Genomic DNA, 26,195 nt, shown 5'->3' on the forward strand with positions numbered 1-26,195 from the left:
TCGGCGCTTTTTGAATAAGCGCTATAGGCTAATTTCATTCATATTTCTGGATTTTTCATGAAGTCTTTTGCATTTGTCTTTCCGGGGCAGGGCTCCCAGTCGGTGGGCATGCTTGACGGTTGGGGCGATCACCCTGTGGTGGCGCAGACCCTGCAAGAAGCATCAGATGCCTTGGGTGAAGACGTCGCTGGCTTGATCAAGCAGGGCCCCAAAGAGGCGCTCGCCATGACCACCAACACCCAGCCGGTGATGCTGGTGGCGGGTGTTGCCGCATGGCGTGTCTGGCGCGCCGAGGGCGGTGCTGCGCCGGCAGCTTTGGCGGGGCATTCGCTAGGAGAATATTCAGCCCTGGTGGCGGCCGGCGTACTCACGTTGACCCAAGCTGCGCCACTGGTCCGCTTGCGTGCCGCGGCCATGCAGGAAGCCGTGCCCGCAGGCACCGGTGCCATGGCGGCGATTTTGGGTCTGGACGCATCCAAGGTGGTTGCTGGTTGTGCCGAGGCGCTGGCTTCTTTTGGAGCGGGCTCGGCGGAAGTGGTTGAAGCCGTCAATTTCAATGACCCGGCGCAGACGGTGATTGCAGGTTCCAAGGCGGGTGTGGATAAAGCCTGCGAAGTGCTGAAGGCTGCGGGCGCCAAGCGCGCGCTGCTGTTGCCGGTGTCGGCGCCCTTCCATTCGAGCCTGATGAAGCCCGCAGCCGAAAAACTGCGCGTGGCGCTCGCCGATGTTGTGCTTGCCGCGCCCCAGATCCCTGTGGTCAACAACGTGGACGTTGCAGTGCAGCAGGACGGCGACGCGATTCGCGATGCGCTGTACCGCCAGGCTTTTGGCCCGGTGCGCTGGGTGGAGTGTGTCCACGCGCTCAAGGCACGTGGCGTGACCCATCTGATTGAAAGTGGCCCAGGCAAAGTGCTGGCGGGCCTGACCAAGCGCATTGACCCGGAGCTGGTTGGTGCGGCGTTGTTTGACACGGCCACCTTGGCTGAAACCCGGGAGTTGTTGGCATGACGGAATCCACCCAGACAGCGCTAGTGGCGCTGGTGACTGGCGCGTCGCGCGGTATTGGCGCGGCGATTGCGCTGGAGCTTGCAATCAAGGGCTACCAGGTCGTGGGCACGGGCACCACGGACGAGGGTGCGGAGCTCATCACCAAGGCTCTGGCGGCCTATCCTGGCTGCCGTGGCGCTAATTTGAATGTGAACGACGGCGCTGCCATCGAGGCGCTGATGGACTCCATCGTCAAGCAGCTGGGTGGCTTGCATGTGGTGGTCAACAATGCAGGAATTACCCGCGACACGCTTGCCATGCGCATGAAGGACGATGATTGGGATGCGGTGCTGGACACCAATCTCAAGGCCGTGTTCCGTGTGAGCCGCGCTGCAATTCGTCCCATGATGAAGCAGCGTTTCGGGCGCATCATCAGCATCACGAGCGTGGTAGGGGCGTCTGGTAATCCGGGGCAAGCCAACTACGCCGCAGCCAAGGCGGGCGTGGCTGGTATGACCCGTGCGTTGGCCCGCGAACTGGGCAGTCGAAACATCACGGTCAACTGCGTGGCGCCTGGTTTTATTGAGACCGATATGACGTCTGCACTGCCCGAAGAACAGCAAAAAGCCCTCAATGCGCAGATCCCTTTGGGGCATATGGGCAAGCCCGAAGACATCGCACACGCGGTGGCCTACCTGGCTTCGCGCGAGGCTGGCTATGTGACGGGGCAGGAGTTGCACGTCAATGGCGGCATGTACATGTAATTGAGACAAGTTAACGCCGGTTCATCCGGACGGCGGGCTGCTGAGGGGATTCCCCTTAAGCGGCTAGAATCGCGGATTCATTCACAACCCCCAGAGGGAAACCATGAGCGATATCGAAGCACGCGTCAAAAAAATCATTGCCGAACAACTCGGTGTGGAAGAGTCCCAAGTCACCAATGAAAAGTCCTTCGTGGCAGACCTCGGTGCCGACTCGCTCGACACGGTGGAATTGGTGATGGCTCTGGAAGACGAGTTCGGCATCGAGATCCCGGATGAAGACGCCGAGAAGATCACGACGGTGCAAAACGCCATCGACTACGCCAACAACCACCAGAAGGCCTGAGCAGCGCCCAGCGCCTGACTCAAGCGATCAGCAAAAGGTTTTTACGCATGAGCCGTCGTCGCGTCGTCGTGACCGGCCTGGGTTGCGTCAGCCCCGTGGGCAACACGGTGGCCGATTCCTGGGCCAATCTCCTTGCCGGAAAGTCCGGCATTGATCTCATCACCAAGTTCGATGCGTCGAACTTTTCCTGCAAAATTGCAGGGGAGATCAAAGGTCTTGACCTGGAGTCGTACATCAGCGCCAAGGATGCGCGCGGGATGGACGCTTTCATTCATTTCGGCATCGCTGCCGCCGCGCAGGCTGTGCAGGACGCCGGTCTGCCGACTGGCGAGGCGCTCAGTGAAGAATTTGCCACACGCATTGCGTGCGTGATCGGCTCTGGCATTGGCGGCCTCCCGCTGATTGAAAACACCCATGCGGAGCTGGTCAGCCGTGGGCCACGGCGCATCACGCCATTTTTTGTGCCAGCCTCCATCATCAATATGGTGGCGGGTCATGTGTCCATGCGTTTCGGCTTCAAAGGGCCGAATCTTGCGGTGGTGACAGCCTGCACAACAGGCTTGCATTGCATTGGAGAAGCGGGCCGCATGATCGAGTACGGGGATGCGGATGTGGTGGTTGCCGGCGGCACGGAATCCACAGTGTCTCCGCTCGGCATCGGTGGGTTTGCCGCCATGCGTGCGTTGTCCACCCGTAATGATGATCCTCAGACGGCATCGCGCCCCTGGGATAAGGACCGTGACGGTTTTGTGCTGGGCGAAGGTGCCGGCGTCATGGTGCTCGAAGAGTATGAGCACGCCAAAGCCAGAGGCGCCAAAATCTATGCTGAGCTCAGCGGTTTTGGCATGAGTGCGGATGCCGGTCACATGACGGCACCCAGCATGGACGGCCCCCGCCGGGCCATGCTCAGTGCTTTGCGCAATGCGGGTATCAACGCCGATCAGGTGGACTATCTGAATGCCCACGGCACTTCGACCCCGCTGGGCGACCTGAACGAGACCAACGCGATCAAGGCAGCTTTGGGCGACCATGCTTACAAGACCGTTGTCAGTTCTACCAAATCCATGACGGGGCATTTGCTCGGTGGTGCAGGTGGCATCGAGAGTGTTTTCACCGTTCTGGCACTGCATCAGCAAAAGGTGCCACCTACCATCAATCTGTTCAACCAGGATCCTGAGTGTGATCTGGATTACTGTGCCAACACGGCGCGTGACATGAAGATTGATGTGGCTGTCAAAAACAACTTCGGTTTTGGCGGCACGAATGGGACGCTGGTTTTCAAACGCGTCTGATTCCACTGGCTGCGCCGCCTCTTTCGCGGCGTGAGCGGCCCATGGACTGCGTCCGCCGAGCTCTCAGGGCGCCTGCCTTCGGCTGCTGCACGGCGGAGCGCCTCACTCAGCCTGTCTTGTTGACTTGATGGCCGTCGTTATCCAATGACCCGGCTTACTCGGCTTCCCCCGGCGGTGCAATACCCATTGCGGCGCAGCTTTGTCTTGGGTGCTGTTCTTCTTGGCTTGCTGTTGGCTGGGGCTGGTGTGCTGGTGGCTTGGTTCCTGGGGGGCGCAAGATACCCCTCTGGGATCGGGATCGCCGCAGGTTGCCTGTGGCTCGTGGTGGCGGCGTGCGTGTTGCATTTCTGGTGGCACCAGTTAGAGGGGGTGTTACGGTGGGACGGGCAGGCCTGGACCGTGGAGGATGACCAGCACGGGAAAATATTCTGGGCACTTTCCCGTCCACCGGAAGTCATTCTCGACTTGCAAGGCCATCTTTGGGTGTGTGCGTTTCCTTTGGGGCATCACCAAACTTGGCTTTGGCTGGAGCGTTCAAGTCAGCCAGAACGTTGGGTTGACATGCGTCGTGCGGTATATTCGCGCGCCAAACCGGGCGCTGACAACGCTGACGAAACCGCCCCGGCCAAGCGCCGTGGGGCGTGAATCTTGAGTATCCATGACTGTAATTCCGCCTTCCCCCTCCGAAGACAGCGATCTCCAACTGGTGGAGCGCACGGTAGCGGGCGATCAACGCGCCTACGAGTTATTGGTCATCAAGTACCAACGCCGCATTGAACGCCTGATTGGTCGCATGGTGCGTGACACGGATATCGTCCAGGACATTGCCCAAGAGACATTCATCCGGGCCTATCGCGCGCTTCATCAATTCCGGGGAGACGCGCAGTTCTACACGTGGCTGTACCGCATTGCCGTCAATACCGCCAAAAAGGCGCTGATGGACATGAAGCGCAACCCTGTCATTTCCGAGAACGCTTTTCGTTCCAGTGATGACGAGGATGAAACTTCCCGCCTGGGACACGAACTAACCAGCGACGAAACCCCTGAAACCGTACTCGCCGCCCGAGAGATCGCGCAGGTGGTGAACGCGGCCATGGAGGCATTGCCTGAAGATCTGCGCCAAGCGGTGACGCTGCGCGAGATTGAAGGGTTGAGCTACGAGGAGATCGCTACGGCCATGGGTTGTCCTATTGGTACGGTGCGCTCCCGGATATTTCGGGCGCGGGAGGCCATATCCGCCAAAGTGCGCCCTTTGCTTGAGAACCAGTCGGGCAAACGGTGGTGAGGTGATGAGATGAATAAAGCTGAAACAGGTATCAACGGGCTGGCAGGTAACACCATGATGAATGACATGAAGATGCGAGAGCAATTGTCCGCTTTGGCTGATGGCCAACTCCAAGGGGATGAGTTGGCGGCTGCTCTGGCATATGCGGCCGAAGAGGAGGAGGGGCGCGACACCTGGCAGCTTTACCACCTTGTGGGCGATGTGCTGCGTTCGTCCGACCTGGCGCAGCCGGCGCACCCCGTGTTCTTGTCGCGGTTGCGTGAGCAACTGGCCCAGGAAGTGCCTCCTGAGCGTCCTCAAGCCCAGCAGGTTCAGATTGGCATGGTTGCTCCGTTGGCAGATGCGGCCAACGCCTCCGTGTTCCGCTGGAAGATGCTTGCAGGCTTTGCTTCTTTGGCGGCCGTGGCTGCCATTGGCTGGTCGTCCCTCGCCAGTTTGCAGGGTGCAGGCCCATCAGGTGCTCAACTGGCTGCTGTGCCCGATCGATCTTCTGCCCAGGGCGCTCCGGTCGTTGCTGTGGCCGATGCCGATGGGCAGCAGGTCATGATTCGTGATCCTCGCCTCGATGAGTTGCTGGCTGCCCACAAGCAGTTTGGAAGCACGTCTGCATTGCAGATGCCCGCAGGTTTCCTGCGCAATGCAACGTTTGAAACCCCTGGTCGCTGAGACGGGGATGGCTGTTCCCGGCGTCGAGATCGCGTGATGAGCACATTTGGAGTGATAAAGGCAGTCGGACTTGTCCGGTATCGATGGCTCATGTCGCTGTTCGCGGCGGCGGTGTGCGGCCTCGGTGGCTCGGTGGCGATGGGGGCTCCGTTGGCTGGAGGCATTGCAATACCCTCTGGTGATTCCCTTTCTTCTCCTGCCGAGCGTGACGTAGCGCAATGGGTCGAGCGCATGCAGGGGGCCCCCTGTCGCAAGTCCTATGCGGGCATTTTTGTGGTGATGTCTGCCAATGGAGCGATGTCCAGTTCGCGTATCTGGCACGCGTGTGATGGGCAGCAGCAGATGGAGCGGGTGGAGTCTCTCAGTGGTACGCCGCGTACCGTCTTTCGGCGCAATGACGAGGTGCGGACGTTCCTGCCGCAGGCGCGTGTTGTGCGCACAGACCGTCGCGATGCGGCTGGGCTGTTTCCCCGTGTTCCATTGGTCAGCGGTACGTCCATTGCACAGTTTTACACCTCCCATCTGATGGGGCAGGAGCGGGTGGCCGGGTTCGTTGCTGATGTCGTGTGGTTCAAGCCCTCAGACACTTTGCGCTTTGGCTATCGCCTGTGGATTGAGCAGGACTCCGGGTTGGTGGTGAAGCTGCAGACACTGGGCGCGGATGGCCGGGTTCTGGAGCAGGCGGCATTTTCAGAACTTGACCTGAATGCACCTGTGCGTGCTGAACAGCTGTCTCGCTTGATGGAGGCAACGGCGGGTTACAAGGTGGTTGCTCCGTCTGTGGTGAAGACCACCGCCAAGGCCGAAGGCTGGGTGCTGCGTCAGCCGGTTGCTGGTTTTGTCCCGGTCAGTTGCCGTCGGCGTGCCGTCTCTGCGGCGGACGATGCGCCCAGTGTCTTGCAGTGTCTGTATTCCGATGGTCTGGCATCGGTGTCCCTGTTTTTAGAGCCCTTTGATCCGCTGCGTCACACTGCGCAGCCCCAGATTTCCGGCATTGGTGCAACGCAGCTATTGGCGCAGCGCATGCCGTCAGATGTCTGGCTTACTGCTGTGGGTGAGGTGCCCTTGCCCACGCTGCGTCTTTTTGCGGGCCAACTGGAGCGTTCGCCCTGAAGTCGTCTGGCCGGGCGTTGGTGGGTGATTGGCATTGTGGGGTGGACCTGTGCCTGCCATGAACGACATGGAAAGAGTGCACTGTTCCCGGGAACCAATTGGCGCCACACTCTTCACAGTTGCACACAGTTAGTTGACAGCAATCGCCACAATTCACGAAAGGTCGATGATGCCGAAGTTCGATGGGAATAAGCTGCGCTCTGTTGCGTTAGCGTGCATGTTGAGCGGGGTTGCCAGCGTCATGGTGATGCCTTGCGCCGCCCTGGCTCAACCCACTGCAGTGGTGCGTGGGTTGCCTGACTTCACCGATTTGGTGGATCAGGTGGGTCCATCGGTGGTGAATATCCGTACCGTCGAAAAAGCATCCGGCCGGACCAATGCCAGCGGTGTGGACGAAGAAATGCTGGAGTTCTTTCGCCGGTTTGGTGTCCCCATTCCCAATCTTCCCCGCCAACAACGTCCTTCAAAGCCTCAGCAGGATGAAGAAGCGCAACCACGGGGCGTGGGGTCGGGGTTTATCCTGACCGCCGATGGATTTGTCATGACCAACGCCCATGTGGTGGAAGGCGCCGACGAAGTCATTGTCACGCTGCCGGATAAGCGTGAGTTCAAGGCCAGAATCGTGGGTGCAGACAAGCGCACGGATGTCGCCGTGGTCAAGATCGAAGCCACGGGTTTGCCTGCGGTCAAAGTGGGCGATGTGAGTCGTCTGCGTGTGGGCGAATGGGTGATGGCGATTGGTTCTCCGTTTGGGCTGGAGAACACCGTCACGGCGGGTATCGTGAGTGCCAAGCAGCGTGATACGGGCGACTACCTGCCCTTTATTCAGACCGATGTTGCTATCAATCCCGGCAACTCTGGTGGCCCACTCATCAACATGCGCGGTGAGGTAGTCGGTATTAACAGCCAGATTTACTCCCGCTCCGGGGGCTTCATGGGCATCTCGTTTGCGATCCCTATGGACGAAGCGATGCGGGTCAGTGAGCAGTTGCGGGCATCGGGGAAGGTTACGCGTGGCCGCATTGGAGTGCAGATCGGGCAGGTGACCAAAGACGTGGCTGAGTCCATTGGCCTGGGCAAGGCGCAGGGCGCGTTGGTGACGGGGGTGGAGGGCGGATCGCCTGCAGACAAGGCGGGCGTGGAGGCGGGTGACATCATTACGCGCTTTGACGGCAAGCCCATTGAGAAGGTGGCCGACCTGCCACGTTTGGTTGGCAACACCAAGCCGGGGAGCAAGAGCACGGTCACCGTATTCCGCCGAGGGGCCTCGCGCGACCTCGGTATCACCATCGCTGAAATTGAAGCGGACAAGCCTGCCGCCAAGGTTGCTGAACGTGAAGAGAAACCCAAGGCTTCTGCGGCCGCGCAGCAGGTCGGCTTGTCTGTGGCCGATCTGGCAGATGCTCAAAAGAAAGAGCTGAAGATCAAGGGTGGTGTGGCGGTTGTCACGGCCACCGATGCGGCTGCCCGGGCGGGCTTGCGCGAGGGGGACATCATTTTGTCCATTGCTAATACGGAGGTGTCCGGCGTGAAGGAGTTTGAGTCCGTTTTGGCCAAGCTGGACAAGAGCAAGCCCATCAATGTGCTCTATCGGCGTGGGGAGTGGGCGCAATATGCGCTGATCCGTCCCGGTCGCTAGGGCCGTTCTGCGGGGTCTGCGGTGATCGACCGAGAGCGGTCGATTGCCCCTTGATTTGAGCGGGCCTTTTTATTTGGAGCTCTTTTTTCCTCGTTTCCCTGCGCTCCCTGCAGTGGCGAGATGTTAGCTTTTGCTAACTTTTCATGGGCCTATCAACCAGATTCGATAGAATAGAGGTCCCTGTTCAACGTTTATCTGCATATTGATTGGCGTCGGGTTCACGATGCGGGATGTTTTTGTGCAATGCACAGCCGATCCACAGTTCACCCACAAGTTGTCCAGCGTTGTTGATGTGTTGGTTGTGAATAAACTGTGTATAAAATTCCTGTTGCAGACTGGCAACTCCCCTTGGATGCAGTTGGACGGGCTTTTCCAGGCGGCCTTTTTGCCTACAATGAAGCTCCAACTATCGCAGTTGCCAATGATTGTTGGTTCAGGGCGCGTCGCCACTCGACGCGCCCTTTTTTCTTGTGCGCGCCGTTTTAATTCAATCACTTGACGCTTTCCGTTGATGAATCACATCAGAAATTTTTCCATCATTGCGCACATCGACCATGGCAAGTCGACGTTGGCAGACCGCTTGATTCAGCGCTGCGGAGGACTGGCGGACCGTGATATGGAGGCCCAGGTTCTGGACTCGATGGATATCGAAAAAGAACGTGGGATAACCATCAAGGCGCAAACCGCCGCGCTGCAATACAAGGCGCAGGATGGACAGGTCTATAACCTCAATCTGATCGATACGCCGGGGCACGTGGACTTCTCGTACGAAGTGAGCCGTTCGTTGTCTGCATGCGAAGGCGCATTGCTTGTTGTCGATGCCTCGCAGGGGGTCGAGGCGCAGACCGTGGCCAATTGCTACACCGCATTGGATCTGGGTGTGGAGGTGGTGCCCGTCCTCAACAAGATGGATCTGCCCAACGCAGATCCCGAGAATGCGAAGGCCGAGATCGAGGATGTGATCGGCATTGACGCCACCGATGCCATCCCGTGCTCAGCCAAGACGGGGATGGGTATCGACGAGATCCTTGAGGCCATCGTTGCGAAGGTGCCCACTCCACGCGGCAAGCCTGATGGCCCGTTGCGCGCGATGATCATCGATAGCTGGTTCGACAGCTACGTGGGTGTGGTGATGCTTGTGCGCGTGGTGGATGGCCGTTTGCTCAAAGGCGAGCGCATCAAGATGATGGCCAGCGGCGCTGTGTATAACGCGGACAACCTCGGTGTTTTTACCCCCGCCAACGAGCCGCGCAACTCACTCGATGCAGGGCAGGTGGGTTACATCATCGCCGGCATCAAGGAGTTGCAGGCAGCCAAAGTGGGCGACACGATCACGCTCGAAAAGAAGCTGCCCAACAACGCGGGCCCAGCGACCGAGGCGCTGCCAGGTTTCAAGGAAATCCAGCCCCAGGTGTTTGCCGGACTGTATCCGACGGAGGCCAGTGAATATGACTCGCTGCGCGATGCGCTGGAGAAGCTCAAGCTCAATGACGCTTCGCTGCACTACGAACCGGAAGTGAGCCAGGCGCTCGGCTTTGGCTTTCGGTGTGGCTTCCTGGGTCTGTTGCACATGGAGATCGTGCAGGAGCGACTGGAGCGTGAGTTTGACCAGGACCTTATCACCACGGCGCCCAGCGTGGTCTATCAAGTGGTCAGGGCCGACGGCGAAATTGTGATGGTTGAGAACCCATCCAAAATGCCCGACCAAGGGCGGTTGGAGGAAATCCGTGAGCCCATTGTGACGGTGCATCTGTACATGCCCCAGGACTATGTGGGCCCGGTGATGACACTGGCCAATCAGAAGCGCGGCGTGCAGATGAACATGGCCTACCACGGCCGCCAGGTGATGCTCACCTACGAGATGCCACTCGGTGAGATCGTGCTCGACTTCTTCGACAAGCTCAAATCGGTGTCGCGAGGTTACGCGTCCATGGACTATGAGTTCAAGGAGTACCGTGCCTCTGATGTGGTGAAGGTGGATATTCTGCTCAACGGCGAAAAGGTGGATGCACTATCCATCATCGTGCACCGCTCGCAGTCGCAGTACCGCGGCCGCGCGGTGGTGGCAAAGATGCGCGAAATCATCAGCCGTCAGATGTATGACGTGGCCATTCAGGCGGCCATTGGAGCCAATATCATTGCGCGCGAAACCATCAAGGCGTTGCGCAAGAACGTGTTGGCGAAATGTTATGGCGGCGACGTGAGCCGTAAGCGCAAGCTCCTTGAGAAGCAAAAAGCAGGCAAGAAGCGCATGAAACAGATTGGCTCGGTTGAGGTGCCTCAAGAAGCATTCTTGGCCATTTTGCAGGTGGAAGATTGATGCAGTTCATGCAAGTATTCACGTCGATGGTGCTGGCCGGCTTTGCTGGCTATGTTGGTGCCTGGTACTTTGGTGCGATTGAGGGCAATTTTGCGCTGTTGCTGTTTTTGGCTACGGTCATTACGGGCGCTTACTGGTTGGCTGAGCGGCTGTGTTTTTTGCCTCGCCGCCGCCGGGCTGCACAGGCGATCGAGGACGCAGCAGTGCAGCGCCGCGCTGAGTTGGATCGCATGGGGATTCAGAAAATCGATGTCGATGTGGAGGAGGCCAAGGGGCGGCTCCTCATGCAGCCTTGGTGGCTGGATTGGACCGCTGGCTTGTTCCCGGTGATTGCTGCGGTGTTCTTCTTGCGTTCGTTTCTCTTCGAACCCTTCAAGATTCCGTCTGGCTCGATGATCCCCACCTTGCTGGTGGGCGACCTGATCCTTGTGAACAAGTTCACCTACGGTGTGCGCCTGCCGGTCATCAACACCAAGGTCATCGAAGGGAACCAGCCCGCGCGTGGCGATGTGCTGGTGTTCCGTTATCCACCGCAGCCGAGCCTGGACTACATCAAGCGCGTGGTTGGCGTGCCTGGAGACGAGGTCGCGTACATCAACAAGCGCCTGACCATCAATGGCAAACCCATCGATACGAAAGCGGCTCCTGATTTCTTCGAAGAAGATGCCATGCGCTACTTCAAGCAGTTTGAAGAACACCTGGGTGACCAGCCCCACCGCCTGTTGAATAATCCTGATGTGCCTGCTTTTGTGCAGGGTGCCAGCAATTTTGCCTATCGTGAAAACTGCCGCTACAGTGTGGAAGGTGTCGTGTGCAAGGTTCCGCAAGGCCATTACTTCATGATGGGCGACAACCGCGATAACTCACTGGACTCACGCTATTGGGGATTTGTGCCAGAGGGCAATATTGTCGGCAAGGCCTTTTTTGTCTGGATGAATTTCGGTAATCTCAAGCGCATAGGCTCATTTCACTGAGCAAAAACCATTGCGTAAAACAACGAGGGGTGAATTTATGAAGATGCATCGCACTGCAAGCCGGTCGCAACAGCGCGGATTGTCTTTTTTCGGGCTGATTTTTGTGGGCCTGCTTCTGGTGGCTGCTTTTGCCATTGGCGGCCAGTCGGTACCGATTTTCCTGGAATACACCTCGGCAAAGAAGGCCATCGAGAAGGCCAAGGTGGAGGGCACAGTGCCTGGTGTGCGTGCTGCATTTGACCGTGCTGCCGCGATTGATGACATCACGTCGATCAAAGGCTCGGACCTGGAAGTGACCAAGCGTGGTGACAAGGTGGTGGTGTCGTTCAAGTATTCGCGCGAAATCGCACTGGCGGGTCCGGCCTTTCTGGTTTACCGCTTTGCAGCGCAGACCAACTAGGTGCATTCCGGTCTCCTAGCGCTGCAGGGTCGCCTGCAGCATGTTTTTTCCGATCCATCCCTGCTCCAGCGGGCCACCACACACCGCAGTTTTTCTGCGGACCACAATGAGCGGCTGGAGTTTCTGGGGGACTCTGTCCTGAATCTTGCGGTGGCCAGCCTGCTTTACCAGCGGCTGTCTGCCTTGCCCGAAGGCGATCTTTCGCGCGTGCGCGCCAATCTGGTCAAGCAGGACACCCTGCACCAATTGGCCGTGGGGCTCAAAATCTCCGAGGTGCTGCGTCTGGGAGAGGGCGAGGCCAAGTCTGGAGGGCAGCAACGCCCTTCTATCCTGGCCGATGCGCTGGAAGCCCTGATTGGCGCGGTGTATCTCGATGCCGGTTATGCCAGTGCCGAAGCCCTGGTGCACCGACTGTTTCAGGGTGTCGAGATCAACCCGCAGATGCAGGCGGCTTCCAAAGACCCGAAAACGGCATTGCAGGAGTGGCTGCAGGGTCGCAAAATGAAGCTGCCACAGTACAACGTGGTGGCAACTGTGGGGGCGGCGCACCGTCAGACCTTTGATGTCGAGTGCGATATTCCCGAATTGCGTCTGACTGAGCGTGGCATCGGTGGCTCCCGTCGGGCGGGCGAGCAGGCGGCTGCGGCCGCCATGCTGGTCACATTGAAAGCAAAGAAATTATGAATGATGCTACCAAAGATGTAGCTGGTGACGAGGGCGCAGAAAGCGCTCCCGTTCAAAATGATCTAGAGGCCATGCTGGCTGCGGCAGGGGCGCCTGCCGCTGTTCCGGGGCAGCGTTGCGGTGTGATCGCCATCGTGGGCAAGCCCAACGTGGGTAAATCCACCTTGCTCAACGCCCTGGTGGGTCAGAAAATCAGTATCACCTCGCGCAAGGCGCAGACCACGCGCCATCGCATCACTGGCATCCGTACGCGGGAGCAGACGCAGTTTGTGTTCGTCGACACCCCTGGTTTCCAGACACGGCATGCCACGGCGCTCAACAAGTCGCTCAACAAGACCGTGATGGGCGCGATTGGTGACGTGGACCTGATCCTGTTCGTGGTGGAGGCTGGCAATTTCACACTGGCCGATGCCAAGGTGCTGTCACTGTTCAAGCCCGGCATTCCCACGCTGCTGCTGGCCAACAAGCTGGACATGGTGCACCGCCGCGCTGAGCTGGCGCCCTGGCTCAAGAGCATGCAAGAGCGCCACCCGTTTGCCGAGTTCGTCCCCATGTCCGCCAAGAACAAGGGCGACATTGAGCGGCTCTTCGGTATCTGCGCCAAATACCTGCCCGAGCAGGCCTGGTGGTACGCCGAAGACGAACTGACCGACCGCAGCGAGAAATTCCTGGCCTCAGAAACCGTGCGCGAAAAGCTGTTCCGCTTTACCGGTGACGAGCTGCCCTACACCTCGACAGTGGTCATCGACAAGTTCGAGGAAGAAGCCAGCAAGGCGCACAAGCGCATGGTGAAGATCGCCGCCACCATCGTGGTGGAGCGTGACAACCACAAGATGATGGTCATCGGTGACAAGGGCGAGCGCTTGAAGCGCATTGGCACCGAAGCACGCCAAGAGCTGGAAAAGCTCATGGATGCCAAGGTGTTCCTGGAGCTGTGGGTCAAGGTGCGCTCTGGCTGGGCCGATGACGAGGCGCGCGTGCGCTCGTTTGGTTACGAGTAAGTGCCACCTCCTGACAGGCCCACATCAACGCCAACCCCCGCCGCTTTGACGGGTGTTGGATTCCAGCCCCATTCCTCTCGCACTCCCTTCATCTCCAGTGGCCGCCGCCAAGCGCATTTCTGAGGAGCCGGCCTTTGTCTTGCACAGCTACGACTGGAGCGAGTCCAGCCTGATTCTGGAGGTTCTCTGCCGTCGCCAGGGGCGTGTAGCCCTGGTGGCCAAGGGGGCCAAAAAGCCAACCTCCAACTTTCGCCCCGTGTTGCTGCCGTTGCAGCCCCTGCTGGTGACTTATACGCTGGCCGGTGATGGCAGTGCTGACATTCACACGCTCAAGGGCGCCGAATGGGTGGGTGGGCATGTGATGCCTACGGGCGATGCCCTGCTGTCGGGCATGTACCTCAACGAACTGCTGCTGCGCCTGCTGGCCCGGGCAGACCCACACCCTGCGTTGTTCGATGCGTATGCCGGGGTGGTGCGGGTGCTTGCCAGCGAACACGGTGATGCACTGGAGCCTGTGCTGCGCAGCTTCGAGCTACTGCTGCTGCGCGAAATCGGTCTCCTGCCAGGCCTGGATGCCCAGACCATGACGCTAGAGGCCTTGCTGCCCGCAACGCGTTACACGCTGGTGCCAGAAGGGGGTCTGCGCGCCTCGTCCGCTGCCGATCGCGCGGGTCTGCTCGGTGGCCAGTGGCAAATGCTGCAGCGCGCGCTCGACGACACCAGCAGCTACACCGCCACCTTGCGCGCGTGTGCACCAGTGGCTGCAGAACTCAAGCCCCAGTTGCGGACCTTGCTGCAATACCATTGCGGCAGTCCCCTGCTGCGCACCCGCCAGCTCATGATCGATTTGCAGGCCCTATGACACCGTCACAACCTACCCCTCATCCCGGCACAGCCCTCTCGGTTAACGTCAACAAGGTCGCCCTGGTGCGCAACACGCGGCACCTGGGTATTCCGAGCGTCACGCGCGCGGCTGAGCTGTGCCTGCAGGCCGGCGCCCAGGGCATTACGGTGCACCCCCGGCCAGACGAGCGGCACATCCGCAGCCAGGATGTGTTCGAACTGGCTACCTTGATGAAGGCCTGGCCGGGCCGCGAATACAACATTGAAGGCAACCCGTCGCAGAACCTGATGGACTTCATCCGCCAGGTGCGTCCGCAACAGGCGACGTTTGTGCCCGACAGCGAAGACCAGTTCACCAGCGACCATGGTTGGAGCTTTCCGCAGGATGCCGAGCGGCTGGCTCCTTTGATCGCTGAGTGCAGTGCCCTGGGCGTGCGCGTCAGCTTGTTCATGGACCCGGCGCCCGAGCAGATGGCTGCTGCCAAGGCCGCGGGCGCCGACCGGGTGGAGTTGTATACCGAGCCCTATGCCGCTGCCTGGGGCACCTCGCTGCAAGCCGTGGCGCTTCAGCGTTATGCCGCAGCCGCCCAGGCCGCCCTGGACGTGGGTTTGGGTGTGAATGCAGGGCACGACCTCAATCGCGACAACCTCGCCACCTTTGTGCGCGGAGTGCCCGGTGTGCAGGAGGTCTCCATAGGCCACGCCCTCATCGCTGATGCGCTGGAGCTGGGCTACGCCGCCACGGTGCAGGCCTATCTGGACTGTCTGCAGCCCGGTTCTGCAAGCCCACTCAATCACTCCTGATTTGATAGCTGCCAGCGCTTTATAAACAAGCGCTAGCAGTCAATTGGACTCAAAACCCATGATCTACGGCATTGGCACAGACATCTGCGACGTGCGCCGCATTGCGGCCAGCCTGGAGCGCCATGGCGAACGCTTTGCCGAAAAGGTGCTGGCCGAAGGCGAACTGGCCACCTGGCGCGAGCGCAGTGCACGCTGGCCCGACCGGGGCCTGCGTTACCTGGCCACGCGGTTCTCTGCCAAGGAAGCGTTCAGCAAAGCCATTGGCCTGGGGATGCGCATGCCCATGACCTGGCGCCACTGCGAGGTGGCCAAGCTTGCGAGCGGCCAGCCTGTGATCGTGCTGCACGGGGCGCTCAAGGAATGGTTCGATGCCAAAGGCCTGAAGGCGCACCTGAGCGTGACCGACGAGACCGACTACGCCGCCAGCTTCTGTGTGGTAGAGAAATCTGATTAAAAATGGACTCTAGCGCTTGATACACATACGCTAGAAGCTATTGTTTGTATAGCATTTTGAGTTTGAACCAACACACCATGACTGAACACGCGCCCCTCATCCTTGACGTGGCAGGCCTTGAGCTGACCGCTGCCGACCGCCGCCGCCTGGCCCATCCGCTGACCGGCGGCGTGATCCTGTTTGCCCGCAACTGGGACAACCGCGCGCAGCTGCTGCAGCTGACCAGCAGCATCAAGGCCGTGCGCGACGATCTGCTGATCTGCGTGGACCACGAAGGTGGCCGCGTGCAGCGGTTTCGCACGGACGGTTTCACACATCTGCCACCCATGCGCGCGCTGGGGGATATGTGGATGGATGACGGCAAAGGCGCCAAGGCCTTGCCAGGCAGTGGTGCACTGCGTGCCACCAACGCGGCCACGGCAGCGGGTTATGTGCTGGGGGCCGAGTTGCGCGCCTGTGGTGTCGATTTCTCGTTTACCCCCGTTCTCGATCTTGACTGGGGCGAGAGCGGCGTGATCGGCGACCGCTCCTTTCACCGCGACCCTCGTGTGGTGGCGCTGCTGGCCAAGAGCCTCATGCACGGCCTGCTCCAGGCGGGGATGGCCAACTGTGGCAAACACTTCCCGGGGCACGGTTTTGTCAAAGCCGACTCGCACACCGAAGTGCCCGTGGACAAGCGCAGCCTCAAGGCCATCCTGGCCGATGACGCCGCGCCGTATCCCTGGCTCAGCAGCACGCTCACCAGCGTGATGCCGGCCCATGTGATCTACCCCAAGGTCGACAGCCGCCCCGCAGGCTTCTCGCAGCGCTGGCTGCAGGACATCCTGCGCCGCCAGATGCGTTTTGACGGCGCGATCTTCAGCGACGACCTCAGCATGGAAGGTGCACGGCGCCTGGACGGCCAGGTGGTCAGCTACACCGACGCGGCCGTGGCGGCGCTGGAGGCAGGTTGTGACCTGGTACTGCTGTGCAACCAGAGCGTGGGTGATGGCAAGGCAGTGGATGAACTCATCGATGGCCTGGAAAAGGCCCAGAAGCAGGGCCGCTGGCAGCCGAGTGTGGACAGCGAGTCCCGCCGCCTGGCGCTGCTGCCTGAAACCCTGCCGCAAGCCTGGGACGACCTGATGTACCAGCCCGCCTACCTGCAGGCGCTGGATCTGTTGCCCTGACCCGCTGAGCGCGTGTGGCCCGGTGCCGGGCTGCCTCGCGTGTTTTCCCGTCTGCGTCTGCTATGGCGTGTTGAACGGTCCTGGTGTGACCGGCACCGCCGCCGGCGCACTTTCTGCGGCACCTGCCGCGCTGGCGATAGCGGGCGGCGCAGACGGGGGTGGAACCCCTGAAACCGGCGCACCACGCGTTGAAACACCAGTGCATTCGGAATCTGCAGCCAGGCCACCTGGCCCGCAGCCGCGCCATGGTCTTCGAGGGTGGTGTAGAGCAGGTTGATGTCCACCACGCGCCCCTTGGCGCCGGGCTTTTCGGCGGTGTCCAGCACCTCGATGTAGTCGCCGATCTTGAACGGCCGTACTGTGAAGATAAGCAGCGCGCAGAACAGGTTGGACAACACACTCCACGCCGCAAAAAAGGCCACGGCCCCCACGGTGGCGAACCCCGTGAACGCGGTCCAGAGCACGGTGGCCGAGACCCCCATGCGCTCCAGCACCAGCAGCAGGGCGCTCGCAATGATGAGCCAACGGATCAGTCCGTTGATGGGCACCAGCAGCTCATTGGGCAGTTGGTAGTGCGCGCTTGCACGGCGCACGAGTCGGCGCAGCGTGCGCTGCAACAGCCAGGCAACGAACAGGATCAGCAGGATCTGCGTGCCCGGGATGATGACTTCGAGCCAGTCCTGCATCCATTCAGGCAGTCGGGTTTTCAGAACCTGCATACGGGAGACGGCGGTACGGGTGTTGCGCTCTGTCGCGTCAAACGAGAAGAAGGGGAAGAAACTCAATTGCGCAATTGCTCCACGGTATCCATTTGCATTTCAAAACTGAAGAAGCGATTGCGGCCCTGGGCCTTGGCGGCATACAGCGCCTGGTCGGCACGCATGATCAGGCTCTCGGCATTGGTGCTGTCGTCCGGCACACAGGTGGTGATGCCGCCCGACAGCGTCAGCGTGCTGCCCAGCGGTGAGTCCGCATGGGCAATGGCACGCACTTTGAGCAATTGCCCCAGGGCACGCGCGAAGGTCATGGCACCCGAGCGTGGCGTGTTGGGCAGGATGAGGGCGAATTCCTCGCCGCCATAACGCGAGGCGATATCACGCGGGCGCACACACACTTCGCGCAACAGGCGGCCGACCTCTTTCAGGCAGGCGTCGCCTTGCACGTGGCCGCTGGCGTCGTTGAACAGCTTGAAATGATCGAGGTCGCACAGCATCAGCGTGAGCGGCGTGCCGTCCCGGCGCGCGGCCAGGATCTCGTTGTGCAGGATGCGGTCAAATCCGCGGCGGTTGACGAGACCCGTGAGGGCATCGACCTCGACCATCTCATTGAGCCGCTGGTTGGCTGCGTGCAGCTCTGCAGACATGGACACCAGCCGGCGGCGCATGTCCAGCAGGCGCCTCATGGCGCGCAGCTTGGCCATGAGCACGATGGGTTTGACGGGTTTGACGAGATAGTCATCGCCTCCCACCTCAATGCCGCGCCATACATCGAGTTCGTTGTCCAGGCCGGACAGGAAGATGATGGGCGTCCAATCCCCGGCTTCGCTTTCGCGCATCTGCTGCGCCACCCAGTAGCCATCCTGGCCGGGCAGCCGAATGTCCAGCAGCACCAGGTCCGGGCGGCGGGTCTTGAACAGTTGCAGTGCGGCCTGTCCCTCGGACGCCTCGACAATTTCGGACACCCCGGCCCGCCGCAACTCGGCCACCAGCGCAGCGCGCACGGAGCCCTGATCTTCAACCACCAGCACCGAAAATGCATTGCCCGAGGGCAGGGGTTCGGTAGCCGGGTAGGGGGCGTCGCTGGAACTGAATGGCACGGTATGTCTCCTTGGGGCCGTCAAAGGTCGCGGTCTGAGGTGCCTGGGGTATGTATCCCCGGCACCTGGGCTGTCCGCCTCAGGACTCGCGGCGCAATGCGGGGAACAGGATCACGTCGCGGATGCTGGGGCTGTCGGTCAGCAGCATCATGAGTCGGTCAATGCCGATCCCGCAACCCCCCGTGGGAGGCATCCCGTATTCCAGCGCGCGCACGAAGTCGTGGTCGTAGAACATGGCTTCATCGTCACCACTGTCCTTGGCGGCCACCTGGGCGTGGAAGCGTGCAGCCTGGTCTTCGGCGTCGTTCAGCTCGCTGAAACCGTTTCCGAACTCGCGGCCGGTGATGTACAGCTCAAACCGCTCTGTGACCTCGGGGCGGGTGTCATTGGCACGCGCCAGGGGCGAGATCTCTGTGGGGTGCTCCATGATGAACGTGGGCTGCCAGAGCTTGTCTTCCACCGTTTCTTCAAAGTACAGCACCTGCAGGCTGGCCAGCGTGCGGGTCGATAGCTTGTTCTTCTCTTCGTTCAGGCCCAGTTTCTTGAGCGCGCTGATGAGCCACGCTGCGTCGTCCACATGGGCGCCGGCCTCGGTGTACTGGAAGATGGCTTCACGGATGGTCAGGCGGGCAAATGGCTGCGTCAGGTCCACGGCACGGCCCTGGTAGGTCATCTGCAGCGAACCTGTGGCCTTGAGGGCCACCTCTCGGATCAGCGTCTCGGTGAAGTCCATCAGGTCCAGGTAGTTCCAGTACGCCGCATAGAACTCCATCATGGTGAACTCGGGGTTGTGGCGAACCGAGATACCTTCGTTGCGGTAGCTGCGGTTGATCTCGAACACGCGCTCGAAGCCACCCACGATCAGGCGCTTGAGGTACAGCTCGGGCGCGATGCGCAGGTACATCTCCTGCTCCAGCGCGTTGTGGTGCGTCACAAAAGGCTTGGCATTGGCCCCGCCCGGGATGGGGTGCAGCATGGGCGTTTCGACTTCGAGAAAGCCGTGGCTCACCATGAACTCGCGCAGGCCGCTCACCGCCTTGCTGCGCGCCATGAAGCGCTTGCGGGCGTGCTCGTCGGTGATCAGGTCTACGTAGCGCTGGCGGTACTTCTGCTCCTGGTCGGCCATGCCATGGAACTTGTCAGGCAGCGGGCGCAGGCTCTTGGTCAACAGGCGCAGGCTCGTCACCTTGACCGAGAGTTCACCCGTCTTGGTCTTCATCAGCGTGCCCTCGGCACCCACGATATCGCCCAGGTCCCAGTGCTTGAAGGCGGCGTACAGGTCTTCGCCCAGGGCATCGCGGGTCACGTACAGCTGAATTCGACCCCCCACTTCACCCAGCGATCCATCCTGAACCGTGGCAAAGCTGGCCTTGCCCATCACGCGCTTGAGCATCATGCGGCCCGCCACAGACACGCTGACGGGCGTAGCTTCGAAGGACTCGTTCGTAGCGTTGACGTGCTCCACGTGCAGCTGGGCTGCTTTGTGGCCGGGTTTGAAGTTGTTCGGAAAGGCAACGCCACCCCCGTTGGCCTGAACTTCACGCAGAGCGCGGAGTTTTTCGCGGCGCTCGGCGATGAGCTGGTTTTCGTCCTGGGGTGCGACAGCGGGATGAGATGTATTGTTGTCAGACATGGGGAGCCGCCCGCAAATAGAGGCGTTCAAAGTCGTTAATTCGAACCAAAACCCGTCATTTTAGTTTTTTGCAGGTGCGGTGTGGAGTTTCTGCCTTTCTGAGCCTTGATAATTTGCCGCATGTTTCTCAAAGCTGGCCTGCTCTCGCTGACGTTGCTACTTGCCAGCCGGGTGCTCGGTGTGTTGCGCGAGACTGCACTAGCCGCTGCGTTCGGCAGTTCTGGCATGGCCGATGTGGTGATTGTCATGCTGACTTTGCCTGATTGGCTGGCCGGTGTTCTGGTCAGTGGCGCGTTGGCCTATGTACTTTTGCCACAGTGGGCCAAAGAGTCGGCGGTGCAGAGGGACGCAACGCAAAATCGGGTTGCCCGGCGCTTGTTGTTGATGGCTGTTGTACTGGCCGTTGCAATGTTCGTTACCCAGATTCCTTTGGGCGCTTTGCTGGTGCCTGGTGTGCCGTCTTCACTGCAGGACGCGGCAAGTCGTGCCGTGGCCTGGAGTGCGTTGGCTTTGCCCGCCGCCATGCTCGCTGGCCTTTGGGCAACGCGGCTACAGCATGAGCGCGATTTTGTCGGCCTTTACAGTGCGAACCTCGTGGTGAACGGCGTGCTTATTGGCGCGCTGTTTTTTGTGGGCGCGCAGGGCATGGGGTCGGCCTCGGGGCAGGTGCTTGGCATTTTCTTGTTGATGGCCGTGCTCATGAGGCTTCTGTGGCAAGGCTGGCGTTTGCGCCCGTTTCGTAACCACTCCGGGTTGCCTGCGACTGGGGCGTCGGTCTTGTTACCAAGCTGGCGCGTATGGATGTGGGCCACTTTGGGGGCGGGCCTGCCTTTGACCTTGCCTTTTGTGGCGAGATCCTTGGCTTCGGGGGCTGGAGAAGGGGCTTTAGCCACTTTTAACTACGCCTGGAAGTTGGTGGAGTTGCCTTTGGTGCTGGCTATTCAGTTGGTGGCTTCGTTGGCCTTTCCCGCGATTGCCAGAGCCCATGCCGTGCAGGCAGGTACGGATGACAAGGGTATGGACGGAATGACTGCTGCCGTGCGGACGGCGCTCGCACTGGCTTGGTCACTGGCGTGCGCGGCAGCTGCAGCCCTCCAGGTCGGAGCGCCGGCGATTGCTTCCTTGTTGTTTGGCTGGGGGCGCATGCAGGATTCAGCAGTGGGGCAGATTGCAGCTTGGGGGACTGTGGGGGCGTGGGGATTGTTGCCGCAAGCGCTGCTGGCCATTGCTTTGACAGTGTTGGCGACGATGGGACGTATGCGATTCGCGGTACTGGCCTATGCACTGGCTCTGGCTGTGCTGGCGTCTGCGACTGTTGTGGGGCTGACATCCGGAGAGGCGCTCATGTGGACCTTGAACGTCAGTTTTTCGGTGGCAGCTGTAGTGGCCTGGAGTGCAGTAGGCGCATCTGCAGTGCGTCGCTGGGCGCCGGCATCAGCTCTGTTGGCACCGCTTCTGGTGCTGTTGGTCGTGGCTTCGCTGGCTCATTGGTCAGGACGAGCAGATGGTACTGCTGTACACGCTCGGAGTATGGGGCGCGAACAGGTTCAAGCGCTTGTATTGTCTGTATTCGCTGCTCTCACTGTGATGGCGTCTGGCTGGCTTTCTGGTCTTGGTTTGCGTCAGGTCTTCCGGACATAATTGTTGCAACACCATGATGGATTTTCTTCAAATCACCAACGATCCCGTGCTGGCGCGCCGTTGCGACGCGATACCGGGCATGCGGTTGTTTGTCGATCTTGAGATTAACGGCAAGGCGGAGCGGCAGGCCGGGCGCAATACCTTCATCAGCACCCATCATCTCGACGATGTGGGGCGCATCAAAGCGGAGCTTCATCGGTCGAAATTGATGGTGCGAGTGAACCCGTTGCACGCGGGTACAGCCAAGGAACTGGATGCGGTTCTGGGCCAAGGGGCTGATTTGGTGATGCTGCCCATGTTTCACACTCCCGATGAGCTGCAGGCTTTCAGCCGCATGGTTGCGGGGCGTGTGCCTATCGTCGCGCTTTTGGAGACCGCGGGCGCACTTCGCTCTTTGGATGATTGGGTCAATACCCCCGATTTGTGGGAAGTGTTTGTGGGGCTGAACGACTTGCATCTTTCGCTGGGGTGCAGGTTCATGTTCGAGCCTTTGGCGCAGGGCATCCTTGATCGCCTTGCGGTCAGGGTCCAGTCGCAAGGCTTGCGTTTTGGTTTCGGCGGCATAGCGAGATTGGATGAGGGGTTGCTGCCAGGGCGCTGGGTTTTGGCGGAGCATGTCCGGATGGGCTCGGAGGCTGTGATACTTTCGCGAACCTTCCATCGTGGCGAGGCAGCAGTGTCTTACGAGAGTCAAGTTCGTCCCCTTCGGCTGGCAGAGAGGGAGCTTCAGGCGCGGACCGCTCATCAGATGGAGGCTGACCGTTTGCGGACTCGTGAGGCGATTGAGGTGATTGCCCTGGGTATGGAGCATGCCGCGTGAAGCGTCTGATGGATATCTGGTTGTCTCTGACAGCTCTGGTTTTGCTCAGTCCGCTTTTGTTGGCCACAACCGTGGCCTGTGTCATTGGCGATGGCTTTCCGGTGTTGTTTCGGCAGGTGCGCGTGGGGTTGAATGGGCGCGAGTACCGTATGTACAAATTCCGCAGCATGGTGCGTGATGCCAGTGCCGTTGGGCCACATTTCACGGATGGAGCTGGCGATCCTCGCATTACGCGAGTTGGACGCTTTCTGCGCCGTACCAGCATTGACGAATTGCCCCAACTTCTGAACGTCTTAAAAGGCGATATGAGTCTTGTCGGACCACGTCCCGACTTGCCTGTCCAGCGCAGTCTTTACTCTGAGCATCAATGGATTGAACGCTGCAGTGTGCGTCCGGGTATTACCGGGCTGGCGCAAGCCCTGTTTCGATCCGAAGCGACCCATGAGCAGCGGCTCGCAGCGGATTTGCGTTATGCCCGCGAGGCGAGCGTTTGGCTAGATATTCGTATTTTGTTCTGGACCATCAAGCGGCTCGGGGGTCAAGCCGCAAACTAGACTCGCTATGAGTGGTTTAGAAGTTTGGGCATGCTAGGCTCTGAATGCTGGAAATGATATCTGGCCCGAGGGCTACTAAATAGGGGGGCGCCTATAATCTTTTTGCCCATTTTTTGTCGTCCAAACTCGCGTCCTGAACGGGCGCTTTCATCCTCGTGAACCAAAGACAGAATGAACCTGTGATGGCGCAAGCGCCCATCGGATTTAACGTGCACACGGGCTCGGATGTTCAAGCCATGCTGGAAGTGATGGGGCTTCATTCGGTTGAGCAACTTTTTGCCGATGTGCCCGCCGAGGTGCGCTTGCGACGCGAACTCAATCTGCCTCCCGCACTCAGTGAGTGGGCCCTTCTGCGTGATGTGCGAGCCATGGCTGACATGAATGCCACGGTGCGGTCTCACGCGAGTTTTCTGGGCGGCGGAGCTTACGAGCACTATATTCCTTCGGTAGTGGATGCCATCGTTTCGCGCGGGGAGTTTCTGACGGCGTACACGCCGTACCAGCCCGAGATGAGCCAGGGGCTGCTGCAAGCCCTGTTTGAGTTCCAGGTGTTGGTCGGACGTCTATTGGGACAGGAGTGCGTGAACTGCTCTGTCTACGACGGCGCGACGGCGTTGGCAGAGTCGTGTTGGATGATGTGCTCGGCGAGTGGCAAGCGTCGTGTGGTGGTCGCTCAAGGGATTTGGCACCAATACCGCGAGGTGCTGGACACATACCTCCTGCCCCGTGGAGTTCAGGTGGACTATGTGAACCAGTGCCCGGAAACAGGCATGGTGGACACGGCCGCGATTGAAGAGCTGGTCACCCAGGGGAATGTGGCTGGTGTTGCTCTCCAGACTCCCAACGCCATGGGTGTGATTGAAGACGTGCAGGCCGTTGCGCAGATATGTCAACAGCACAATGTGCTGTTCACGGTGTGCGTCAACCCTTTGTTGTGCGGCTGGCTTGAAGCACCAGGCAAGCTAGGTGCCGATATCGTGGTCTGCGAAGGCCAGCCGCTGGGCCTACCCCTTGCGGCAGGTGGTCCCTACGTCGGCATCATCGCCTGCGCCAAACCGCTGGAGCGTTATTTGCCGGGCCGTTTGGTGGGGCGCGTGCATGACCTGAACGGCAAACTCGGCTATGCACTCGTCAAGGAAGACCGTGAGCAGCATGTCGCACGCGACAAGGCCACCAGCCACATCTGCTCGAACCAGGCACTCAATGCGATCCGAGTCGCCATTCACCTGGCGTGTCTTGGCGAGACCAATTTCATGCGCATCGCGCAGGTCAACGTCGCATTGGCCTCGCAGTTGCGCGAATTGTTGACAGCCCTGCCCAGCGTGAAGGTGTTGCGCAGCGGTGTGCACTTCAATGAATTCACCATCGAGCTGCCGGTGCCTGCTGTTGTGTTTTGCCGGCGCATGCGTAGCGAGGGTATTTTTGCCGGGATGCCTGTGAGCGAGACTCTCGCTGGCCATGACCGTGGCCTGCTTGTGGCCGTTACAGAGACGAAAACAATGGCTGACCTCGAAGCCTATGCAGTGCAGGCGCGTTCCTGCCTGCAGGAGTCCTGATATGCCAGTCACCTTTGTATCCCAGACCATCACCGAGCTGCACCGCGCCGGTGCAGCCAGCGACGTGTTTGCCGGTAGCCACCCGTCCATGAAACCACCCCTTGTGCCTTCGTTCGTGAGCCAGCGCGTCGCTATTGGCCTGCCCGAGGTAGCCGAAGTCGACGTTGTGCGCCACTTCACGCGCCTGAGCCAGGAGTCGCACGGTGTGGACAACGGGCCTTATCCGCTCGGGTCATGCACGATGAAGTACAACCCCAAGCGCAATGACGAACTCGCTCGACTGCCGGGATTTATCGACGTGCACCCGCTGCAGGACACCGACACGCTTGCCGGCGTGTGGGAGATGTACGAACGCCTGCAGGGCATGATCTGCGAAGTCACGGGCATGGATGCTTGCTGTCTCGCGCCTGCGGCTGGCGCGCACGGCGAGTTGGCCGGTTTGCTGGTGATTCGCGCCCACTTCGCGCACAAAAACAACCGTCGCCCAATCGTGCTCGTGCCCGATTCCGCACACGGCACCAACCCGGCTTCCGCTGCGATGGCCGGCTTTGAATGCCGCATCGTGCCCTCCGACATGAAGGGCCGTGTTGACATGGTCGAGCTGCGCGCGATGCTCACACCCGATGTGGCGGCCTTCATGTTGACTAACCCGTCCACGCTAGGCCTGTTTGAAGACCAGATCGTGGAGATTGCCGACACCGTGCATGCCAACGGCTCACTGCTTTACTACGACGGTGCCAATTTGAACGCGCTAATGGGCATCGTGCGCCCAGGCGATATGGGCTTTGACGTGGTTCACGTCAATGTACATAAGACCTTCTCCACCCCCCACGGTGGTGGTGGTCCAGGCGCGGGTCCTGTGGCCGTGAAGGCTGAGTTGGCCGACTATCTTCCCAGCCCCTTGGCTGTGCGCAAGAACGGTGTGGCCCATCACAACGATGCCCGACCGCTTTCCATCGGTCGCATGAAAAGTTTTCATGGCCACGTCGGTGTGTTGCTGCGCACGTATGGTTACCTGCGCACCATGGGCGGCGCGGGCCTGCGCGCTGCGTCTGAGAACGCCGTGCTGAATGCCAACTACCTGCAGCACCAACTCGCGCCGATGCTGCCGCCCGTCTACAACCAGTTTTGCAAGCATGAAACGCTGTTGTCTGGCGAAAAGCTCAACACGTCCGCGCGCCAATTCGCCAAGCGGTTGATCGACTACGGAATTCACCCGCCGACCCTGGTAGGCGCTGGCTGTGTCTACTTTCCGGGTGACCTGAAGTCGGCGATGCTGATCGAGCCGACCGAGACGGAAACCAAAGCCAGCCTCGACTACCAGGTCGGCATCTTCCGCCGCGTGTTCACAGAAGACGCGACGAATGAAGCTTTGGTGGAGAGCGCACCGCTCAGCCGCAAGATCGCTCGTATCGATTTGAAAAACTGAAGGACTGC

25 protein-coding genes are annotated in these 26,195 nt (G+C 60.2%); 22 read left to right on the forward strand and 3 right to left on the reverse strand.

What is annotated here, in order from left to right:
- The first annotated feature begins 57 nt into the window (after positions 1 to 57).
- The 17 genes from fabD to nagZ all read left to right on the forward strand — a co-directional run bounded on the left by fabD (position 58) and on the right by nagZ (position 16,738).
- Positions 58 to 1,008: an ACP S-malonyltransferase gene (fabD, locus tag CLU85_RS07650; RefSeq protein WP_100409744.1), complete on the forward strand. Its 951-nt coding sequence runs from the start codon at positions 58 to 60 to the stop codon at positions 1,006 to 1,008.
- Entirely contained in the window at positions 1,005 to 1,751 is a 747-nt protein-coding gene (gene fabG / locus CLU85_RS07655; RefSeq protein WP_100409745.1) for a 3-oxoacyl-ACP reductase FabG, read from the forward strand. Before fabD ends, fabG begins: the two co-directional genes overlap by 4 nt.
- A 103-nt stretch (positions 1,752 to 1,854) precedes the next feature.
- Positions 1,855 to 2,094 (forward strand): acyl carrier protein, encoded by a 240-nt coding sequence (gene acpP / locus CLU85_RS07660; RefSeq protein ID WP_044397886.1) that lies wholly within the window; start codon positions 1,855 to 1,857, stop codon positions 2,092 to 2,094.
- A gap of 47 nt (positions 2,095 to 2,141) precedes the next feature.
- On the forward strand, positions 2,142 to 3,386 hold the full coding sequence (gene fabF, locus CLU85_RS07665) for a beta-ketoacyl-ACP synthase II (protein WP_100409746.1): 1,245 nt from the start codon (positions 2,142 to 2,144) through the stop codon (positions 3,384 to 3,386).
- Positions 3,387 to 4,044: 658 nt separating this feature from the next.
- Complete coding sequence (gene rpoE / locus CLU85_RS07675; protein WP_100409747.1) at positions 4,045 to 4,671, forward strand: RNA polymerase sigma factor RpoE; 627 nt, start codon at positions 4,045 to 4,047, stop codon at positions 4,669 to 4,671.
- A 9-nt stretch (positions 4,672 to 4,680) separates the two neighbouring features.
- The gene (locus tag CLU85_RS07680; protein WP_232727758.1) at positions 4,681 to 5,337 is read left to right on the forward strand and encodes a sigma-E factor negative regulatory protein; all 657 of its coding nucleotides are present in this window, start codon (positions 4,681 to 4,683) and stop codon (positions 5,335 to 5,337) included.
- Positions 5,338 to 5,427: 90 nt separating this feature from the next.
- Complete coding sequence (locus CLU85_RS07685) at positions 5,428 to 6,450, forward strand: MucB/RseB C-terminal domain-containing protein (RefSeq protein WP_232727759.1); 1,023 nt, start codon at positions 5,428 to 5,430, stop codon at positions 6,448 to 6,450.
- Between the two features lie 217 nt (positions 6,451 to 6,667).
- On the forward strand, positions 6,668 to 8,089 hold the full coding sequence (locus CLU85_RS07690) for a DegQ family serine endoprotease (RefSeq protein WP_369858170.1): 1,422 nt from the start codon (positions 6,668 to 6,670) through the stop codon (positions 8,087 to 8,089).
- A gap of 511 nt (positions 8,090 to 8,600) precedes the next feature.
- Positions 8,601 to 10,409 carry a translation elongation factor 4 gene (gene lepA / locus CLU85_RS07695; protein WP_100409749.1) on the forward strand — a complete coding sequence of 603 codons (1,809 nt, stop codon included), beginning with the start codon at positions 8,601 to 8,603 and terminating at the stop codon, positions 10,407 to 10,409.
- Positions 10,409 to 11,383 carry a signal peptidase I gene (gene lepB, locus CLU85_RS07700; RefSeq protein ID WP_100409750.1) on the forward strand — a complete coding sequence of 325 codons (975 nt, stop codon included), beginning with the start codon at positions 10,409 to 10,411 and terminating at the stop codon, positions 11,381 to 11,383. Before lepA ends, lepB begins: the two co-directional genes overlap by 1 nt.
- 37 nt (positions 11,384 to 11,420) lie before the next feature.
- A complete protein-coding gene (locus CLU85_RS07705) occupies positions 11,421 to 11,783 on the forward strand; it encodes a DUF4845 domain-containing protein (protein ID WP_100409751.1) in 363 nt (120 codons plus the stop codon).
- Positions 11,784 to 12,467, forward strand: a complete 684-nt coding sequence (gene rnc, locus CLU85_RS07710) for a ribonuclease III (protein ID WP_100409752.1) — start codon at positions 11,784 to 11,786, stop codon at positions 12,465 to 12,467.
- A complete protein-coding gene (gene era, locus CLU85_RS07715; protein WP_100409753.1) occupies positions 12,464 to 13,468 on the forward strand; it encodes a GTPase Era in 1,005 nt (334 codons plus the stop codon). The genes rnc and era overlap by 4 nt, the downstream gene beginning before the upstream one ends.
- Positions 13,469 to 13,565: 97 nt before the next feature.
- On the forward strand, positions 13,566 to 14,330 hold the full coding sequence (recO, locus tag CLU85_RS07720; protein ID WP_100409754.1) for a DNA repair protein RecO: 765 nt from the start codon (positions 13,566 to 13,568) through the stop codon (positions 14,328 to 14,330).
- Positions 14,327 to 15,115 carry a pyridoxine 5'-phosphate synthase gene (locus CLU85_RS07725; RefSeq protein ID WP_100409755.1) on the forward strand — a complete coding sequence of 263 codons (789 nt, stop codon included), beginning with the start codon at positions 14,327 to 14,329 and terminating at the stop codon, positions 15,113 to 15,115. Before recO ends, CLU85_RS07725 begins: the two co-directional genes overlap by 4 nt.
- A gap of 58 nt (positions 15,116 to 15,173) precedes the next feature.
- A complete protein-coding gene (gene acpS, locus CLU85_RS07730; RefSeq protein WP_100409756.1) occupies positions 15,174 to 15,569 on the forward strand; it encodes a holo-ACP synthase in 396 nt (131 codons plus the stop codon).
- A 77-nt stretch (positions 15,570 to 15,646) separates the two neighbouring features.
- On the forward strand, positions 15,647 to 16,738 hold the full coding sequence (gene nagZ, locus CLU85_RS07735; protein WP_100409757.1) for a beta-N-acetylhexosaminidase: 1,092 nt from the start codon (positions 15,647 to 15,649) through the stop codon (positions 16,736 to 16,738).
- Here the strand turns inward: nagZ and CLU85_RS07740 are convergent.
- The 3 genes from CLU85_RS07740 to lysS all read right to left on the reverse strand — a co-directional run bounded on the left by CLU85_RS07740 (position 16,708) and on the right by lysS (position 20,187).
- Positions 16,708 to 17,523, reverse strand: a complete 816-nt coding sequence (locus CLU85_RS07740; protein WP_369858171.1) for a mechanosensitive ion channel family protein — start codon at positions 17,521 to 17,523, stop codon at positions 16,708 to 16,710. The genes nagZ and CLU85_RS07740 overlap by 31 nt on opposite strands.
- The gene (locus CLU85_RS07745) at positions 17,520 to 18,554 is read right to left on the reverse strand and encodes a diguanylate cyclase domain-containing protein (protein ID WP_100409758.1); all 1,035 of its coding nucleotides are present in this window, start codon (positions 18,552 to 18,554) and stop codon (positions 17,520 to 17,522) included. The genes CLU85_RS07740 and CLU85_RS07745 overlap by 4 nt, the downstream gene beginning before the upstream one ends.
- A 79-nt stretch (positions 18,555 to 18,633) precedes the next feature.
- Positions 18,634 to 20,187 (reverse strand): lysine--tRNA ligase, encoded by a 1,554-nt coding sequence (lysS, locus tag CLU85_RS07750; protein WP_100409759.1) that lies wholly within the window; start codon positions 20,185 to 20,187, stop codon positions 18,634 to 18,636.
- A 120-nt stretch (positions 20,188 to 20,307) separates the two neighbouring features.
- Between lysS and CLU85_RS07755 the strand changes: the two genes are divergently transcribed.
- The 5 genes from CLU85_RS07755 to gcvPB all read left to right on the forward strand — a co-directional run bounded on the left by CLU85_RS07755 (position 20,308) and on the right by gcvPB (position 26,187).
- Entirely contained in the window at positions 20,308 to 21,828 is a 1,521-nt protein-coding gene (locus CLU85_RS07755) for a lipid II flippase MurJ (RefSeq protein WP_100409760.1), read from the forward strand.
- Positions 21,829 to 21,841: 13 nt separating this feature from the next.
- The gene (locus CLU85_RS07760) at positions 21,842 to 22,648 is read left to right on the forward strand and encodes an aldolase/citrate lyase family protein (protein WP_100409761.1); all 807 of its coding nucleotides are present in this window, start codon (positions 21,842 to 21,844) and stop codon (positions 22,646 to 22,648) included.
- The gene (locus tag CLU85_RS07765) at positions 22,645 to 23,202 is read left to right on the forward strand and encodes a sugar transferase (RefSeq protein ID WP_232727760.1); all 558 of its coding nucleotides are present in this window, start codon (positions 22,645 to 22,647) and stop codon (positions 23,200 to 23,202) included. The genes CLU85_RS07760 and CLU85_RS07765 overlap by 4 nt, the downstream gene beginning before the upstream one ends.
- Positions 23,203 to 23,384: 182 nt before the next feature.
- Positions 23,385 to 24,758 carry an aminomethyl-transferring glycine dehydrogenase subunit GcvPA gene (gene gcvPA, locus CLU85_RS07770; RefSeq protein ID WP_255409643.1) on the forward strand — a complete coding sequence of 458 codons (1,374 nt, stop codon included), beginning with the start codon at positions 23,385 to 23,387 and terminating at the stop codon, positions 24,756 to 24,758.
- A 1-nt stretch (position 24,759) separates the two neighbouring features.
- Positions 24,760 to 26,187: an aminomethyl-transferring glycine dehydrogenase subunit GcvPB gene (gcvPB, locus tag CLU85_RS07775; protein ID WP_100409763.1), complete on the forward strand. Its 1,428-nt coding sequence runs from the start codon at positions 24,760 to 24,762 to the stop codon at positions 26,185 to 26,187.
- Positions 26,188 to 26,195: the final 8 nt, after the last annotated feature.

This window comes from Acidovorax sp. 69, assembly GCF_002797445.1.
In the GTDB taxonomy this organism is placed as follows: domain Bacteria; phylum Pseudomonadota; class Gammaproteobacteria; order Burkholderiales; family Burkholderiaceae_C; genus Acidovorax.

What these genes read in the sequence shown, in the direction of transcription:
- fabD (WP_100409744.1), top strand. Translation starts at nt 58, where the DNA reads ATGAAGTCTTTTGCATTTGTCTTTCCGGGGCAGGGCTCCCAGTCGGTG.
- fabG (WP_100409745.1), top strand. Translation starts at nt 1,005, where the DNA reads ATGACGGAATCCACCCAGACAGCGCTAGTGGCGCTGGTGACTGGCGCG.
- acpP (WP_044397886.1), top strand. Translation starts at nt 1,855, where the DNA reads ATGAGCGATATCGAAGCACGCGTCAAAAAAATCATTGCCGAACAACTC.
- fabF (WP_100409746.1), top strand. Translation starts at nt 2,142, where the DNA reads ATGAGCCGTCGTCGCGTCGTCGTGACCGGCCTGGGTTGCGTCAGCCCC.
- rpoE (WP_100409747.1), top strand. Translation starts at nt 4,045, where the DNA reads ATGACTGTAATTCCGCCTTCCCCCTCCGAAGACAGCGATCTCCAACTG.
- CLU85_RS07680 (WP_232727758.1), top strand. Translation starts at nt 4,681, where the DNA reads ATGAATAAAGCTGAAACAGGTATCAACGGGCTGGCAGGTAACACCATG.
- CLU85_RS07685 (WP_232727759.1), top strand. Translation starts at nt 5,428, where the DNA reads ATGTCGCTGTTCGCGGCGGCGGTGTGCGGCCTCGGTGGCTCGGTGGCG.
- CLU85_RS07690 (WP_369858170.1), top strand. Translation starts at nt 6,668, where the DNA reads ATGTTGAGCGGGGTTGCCAGCGTCATGGTGATGCCTTGCGCCGCCCTG.
- lepA (WP_100409749.1), top strand. Translation starts at nt 8,601, where the DNA reads ATGAATCACATCAGAAATTTTTCCATCATTGCGCACATCGACCATGGC.
- lepB (WP_100409750.1), top strand. Translation starts at nt 10,409, where the DNA reads ATGCAGTTCATGCAAGTATTCACGTCGATGGTGCTGGCCGGCTTTGCT.
- CLU85_RS07705 (WP_100409751.1), top strand. Translation starts at nt 11,421, where the DNA reads ATGAAGATGCATCGCACTGCAAGCCGGTCGCAACAGCGCGGATTGTCT.
- era (WP_100409753.1), top strand. Translation starts at nt 12,464, where the DNA reads ATGAATGATGCTACCAAAGATGTAGCTGGTGACGAGGGCGCAGAAAGC.
- CLU85_RS07725 (WP_100409755.1), top strand. Translation starts at nt 14,327, where the DNA reads ATGACACCGTCACAACCTACCCCTCATCCCGGCACAGCCCTCTCGGTT.
- acpS (WP_100409756.1), top strand. Translation starts at nt 15,174, where the DNA reads ATGATCTACGGCATTGGCACAGACATCTGCGACGTGCGCCGCATTGCG.
- nagZ (WP_100409757.1), top strand. Translation starts at nt 15,647, where the DNA reads ATGACTGAACACGCGCCCCTCATCCTTGACGTGGCAGGCCTTGAGCTG.
- lysS (WP_100409759.1), bottom strand. Translation starts at nt 20,187, where the DNA reads ATGTCTGACAACAATACATCTCATCCCGCTGTCGCACCCCAGGACGAA.
- CLU85_RS07755 (WP_100409760.1), top strand. Translation starts at nt 20,308, where the DNA reads ATGTTTCTCAAAGCTGGCCTGCTCTCGCTGACGTTGCTACTTGCCAGC.
- CLU85_RS07760 (WP_100409761.1), top strand. Translation starts at nt 21,842, where the DNA reads ATGATGGATTTTCTTCAAATCACCAACGATCCCGTGCTGGCGCGCCGT.
- gcvPA (WP_255409643.1), top strand. Translation starts at nt 23,385, where the DNA reads ATGGCGCAAGCGCCCATCGGATTTAACGTGCACACGGGCTCGGATGTT.
- gcvPB (WP_100409763.1), top strand. Translation starts at nt 24,760, where the DNA reads ATGCCAGTCACCTTTGTATCCCAGACCATCACCGAGCTGCACCGCGCC.